At 32.5% G+C, this 3,389-nt stretch carries 3 protein-coding genes and 1 pseudogene; 2 read left to right on the forward strand and 2 right to left on the reverse strand.

Features of this window, described 5'->3' with window-relative positions; genetic code table 11:
• Positions 1-182 precede the first annotated feature (182 nt).
• Together FTV38_RS16950 and FTV38_RS16955 are read right to left on the reverse strand one after the other, a co-directional pair.
• Entirely contained in the window at positions 183-1,070 is an 888-nt protein-coding gene (locus FTV38_RS16950) for a hypothetical protein (protein ID WP_179995793.1), read from the reverse strand.
• A 394-nt stretch (positions 1,071-1,464) separates the two neighbouring features.
• Entirely contained in the window at positions 1,465-2,376 is a 912-nt protein-coding gene (locus tag FTV38_RS16955; RefSeq protein WP_179996750.1) for a LysR family transcriptional regulator, read from the reverse strand.
• A 98-nt stretch (positions 2,377-2,474) separates the two neighbouring features.
• On the opposite strand from FTV38_RS16955, the gene FTV38_RS16960 reads away from it, so the two are divergent.
• Both FTV38_RS16960 and FTV38_RS18235 read left to right on the forward strand, forming a co-directional pair.
• Entirely contained in the window at positions 2,475-3,083 is a 609-nt protein-coding gene (locus FTV38_RS16960; protein WP_078194113.1) for an FMN-dependent NADH-azoreductase, read from the forward strand.
• 158 nt (positions 3,084-3,241) lie between these two features.
• A pseudogene (locus FTV38_RS18235) lies at positions 3,242-3,389 on the forward strand (type II toxin-antitoxin system RelE/ParE family toxin); the annotation flags it as partial.

Consider the following 3,389-nt stretch of genomic DNA (forward strand, 5'->3'; position numbering starts at 1 on the left):
GGATGATTTGAATAAGGTTATTTTATAATGATAAGACAATCTGTCAAGCTTGTACTAAAGCTTCTAAAAGTTATTTAACATAATGGCTGTTATACGAAATAAAAAAACCTAGGCACTGCCTAGGTCTTAAATTTAAAAAAATACATAAAGATTAAGGCGCATGACACTTCAATCAAGCTATATTAATAATTACATACCATAGAAACAGCACCTTGATAGTTACCATTATTGCTCAAAGTCATACGGTAAATTGCACCAAGTACTAGGCTATTTGGTCCATTATCAGCTATGTTAAATGTACCGATCTGATTTGATTCACCTTGTTGTCCTACGATACCCAATAAGTTATAGCTGCTATAGTTATTGAATGAATCAACCCATCTCATTGATGAAGCAAAGGTAGTTTCATCACTGCCATTTTTTGCAGTAAATTTAACGTCGATATTGCCGTTAGGATTTAAGGTAATACTTCCATTATGAATGGATGGAGAAATAAAGTTTTCAAATTGGCCACTATTGGTCACTTTTGCTTGAGTAGCATTAACATCAGTACAGTTAATTTGTTTGGTTTGGGCAGAAATACGCTTAGTAATGATTGGGGTAAATGCAAAATAAAAATAAGAAGCATTGCTATATTTGGAAATATCTGTTGATTTTATTTCCCCATCTTTTTCATAATTAAAAATTCCTTTGGTTACACGAGCAATCGTAAAGTTTTTATTTCCAGCAATTTCTTTCGCAACAATATCTCCTGTAATTTTGTAATCACCAAATTCGGTGATAATACCATCGGCATTTTGTTTTACAGAATCAAGTCTTGATGCACCAGAAGAATTAGGGTAGTCAAAAATAATATTGTAGGATTGTGATGGATTCAATTTTTCCAATACTGAACCAGTAGAAGTATCTGGTGTGGTGCCGCTGTTCCCTGTAGAGCTCGATGTACCATTCCCTGTAGAGCTCGATGCACCATTCCCTGTAGAGCTCGATGCACCATCACTGCCGCCGCCGCAGGCAGTTAAAGTAAGACCCAAAGAAATAACTAAAAAAGAGGTCTTAAATCGGTTCATGGTAATTCCTAGTTTAAAAGAATCAACTATAGTCTATTGTTAGAATACTGAAAATACGAACATCTTTTTATTTACAATAACTTAGGTGCATAAACCTACTTTTAAAGGCTTATTCAGCAAACAATGATTGATAGCTATTAACTTTATAGGCATATTTAATTCAAATATACCTCCCCTTTAACATAATGGCTGTTATACGCAATAAAAAAACCTGGGCACCAACCCAGGTCTAAAATTTAAAAAACAGATAAATATCAGTGCAATAAACTCATTTTTCTAATTTCGCATAACGTGTATTATGTTAATTTTAGGAAAGCTTAATAAATCCGTGTTTAAAAATTAAACTAGAAAGATTTTGTATTACTATCAATTTAGAATTCCTCTCTTATAAATCTTATTTAATGACGCTATCTTTTTGTATTGATGAAGCTATTTTATCAATGGTAGTACGAACACGTATTGGTAAGAAATTTGATCTTTTCCATACAATTTGAATAGGATAGTTAGTACTTGAATAGTTAGTAAGTAGGTGTATTAATTGACCACTTTGTATATATTCTTGAATCAACCAGGAAGGTAACCAACCAATTCCTCCATGCATTAGTACATAATCTAATATGCTTTTTATGTCATCCATTTGAACTTTATTTTTTGGCAAATATTTTATAGTTTTATGATGAGAACTTTGAAATATCCACTTTTCAAGCTGCCCATTTTTCAAATATCCAATAGTCTGATGGTTATCTAAATCTTTGATGCTCTCAGGAACCTGGTATCTTTTTAAATATTCAGGTGTGGCACAGAGCCACATTGCATGCTCAGAAATCTTTTTAACCATTAATTGACTATTATCTTCTAAATTACCAATTCTTATCACTAGGTCATAATTATCTTCAATTAAATCAATATAACGATCATTAAAAGAAAGAACCATATTCAAATTTTGATGTTCATCTGCTAAGTCTCTTAATATCGGAACAATGAACTTTTGTCCAAATAATACAGGCATAGAGATACGTATCATTCCCTGAATATTTTGATTATTACTTTCAAATAATGTCTCAGCTATTAATAATTCTTGTACAGCCCGCTGGCTATGTTCATAGAAAATACTACCTTCTTCTGTGAGAGCTAAATGACGTGTATCTCTGTTAAAAAGTACTACTCCGAGCTGTACCTCAAGCTTTGAAATCATCTTACTGACAGCGGAACGAGTCAGATGTAATTTTTCTGATGCTTTAGTAAAACTTCCTTGTTCAACAACACTAATAAATGCCATCAAACTTTTCAGATCATTAACACGCATATTAGTTCCAATTGGGAATCAATGAGTTGATTTATTATCACTTTTGTATCCAATTTATCAATGATAATCTAATTAAAATTCATATTAGGAACCTTACTATGAACAGAATTTTAGTTATCAAATCTAGTTTTATGCAGGAAAAATCTCTAAGTAATCAGCTCATTAATAAATATTTATATAGACGTAAGCAAAGTGGTTATGTTGACCAAATAATTGAACATGATCTAGGAGCTATGAACTTACCAGTATTAAACTTAGAGATATTTAATGCCTTACGTGGAGAGGCGAATGAAAAACCTGAGGTAAAAGCAGCAGTAGCTCTCTCTGATCAATTTATTCAAGAGCTGAAAGATTGTGATCTATTATTGATTGCAGCACCAATGTATAACTTAAATGTACCAACCCAATTAAAAAACTGGTTCGACTTAATTGCACGAGCACGAGTAACTTTTCAATATACAGAAACCGCACCCGTAGGATTAATTAAAGGTGTTAAATCAATTATCTTTAGTTCACGTGGTGGTTTTCATCAAGATCTTCCAACAGATGCTGTTACAGCATATTTAATAGCAGTATTAGGATTAATTGGTATTGATAAGGTAGATTTTATATATGCTGAAGGCACTGATATTAAACCATTAGGGAAATCTAAAGCACTTGAATTAGCTTCACAGCAAATTGCTTTACAAACGAACGTAGGATTGTAAGTATATTCTTCCTTATGGCAATGAAATTATAATTTTCTATTGTTCTAAGGTTCCTATTTAACATAATGGCTGTTATACGAAATTAATGGATGTTCGTATAGATTACTTGCATATTGTATTCGATCGAATACAATATAGTGAGAAGATAAGGAATCCTCATGATTGAAATTAAACGTCTGCCAGAATTTGATGAATGGTTGGATGGCATTAAAGACAATATGACCCGCATTCGCTTGAATCGCCGATTAGATAAGGTTCAACGTGGGAACTGGGGAGACATTAAACCTCTCCAAGATGGTGTTTGGG

It is taken from the genome of Acinetobacter sp. YH16044, assembly GCF_013417145.1.
In the GTDB taxonomy this organism is placed as follows: Bacteria; Pseudomonadota; Gammaproteobacteria; order Pseudomonadales; family Moraxellaceae; genus Acinetobacter; species Acinetobacter amyesii.

Bases quoted from the DNA above. Each gene is read 5' to 3' on its own strand.
- FTV38_RS16950 (WP_179995793.1), bottom strand. From the start codon at position 1,070: ATGAACCGATTTAAGACCTCTTTTTTAGTTATTTCTTTGGGTCTTACT.
- FTV38_RS16955 (WP_179996750.1), bottom strand. From the start codon at position 2,376: ATGCGTGTTAATGATCTGAAAAGTTTGATGGCATTTATTAGTGTTGTT.
- FTV38_RS16960 (WP_078194113.1), top strand. From the start codon at position 2,475: ATGAACAGAATTTTAGTTATCAAATCTAGTTTTATGCAGGAAAAATCT.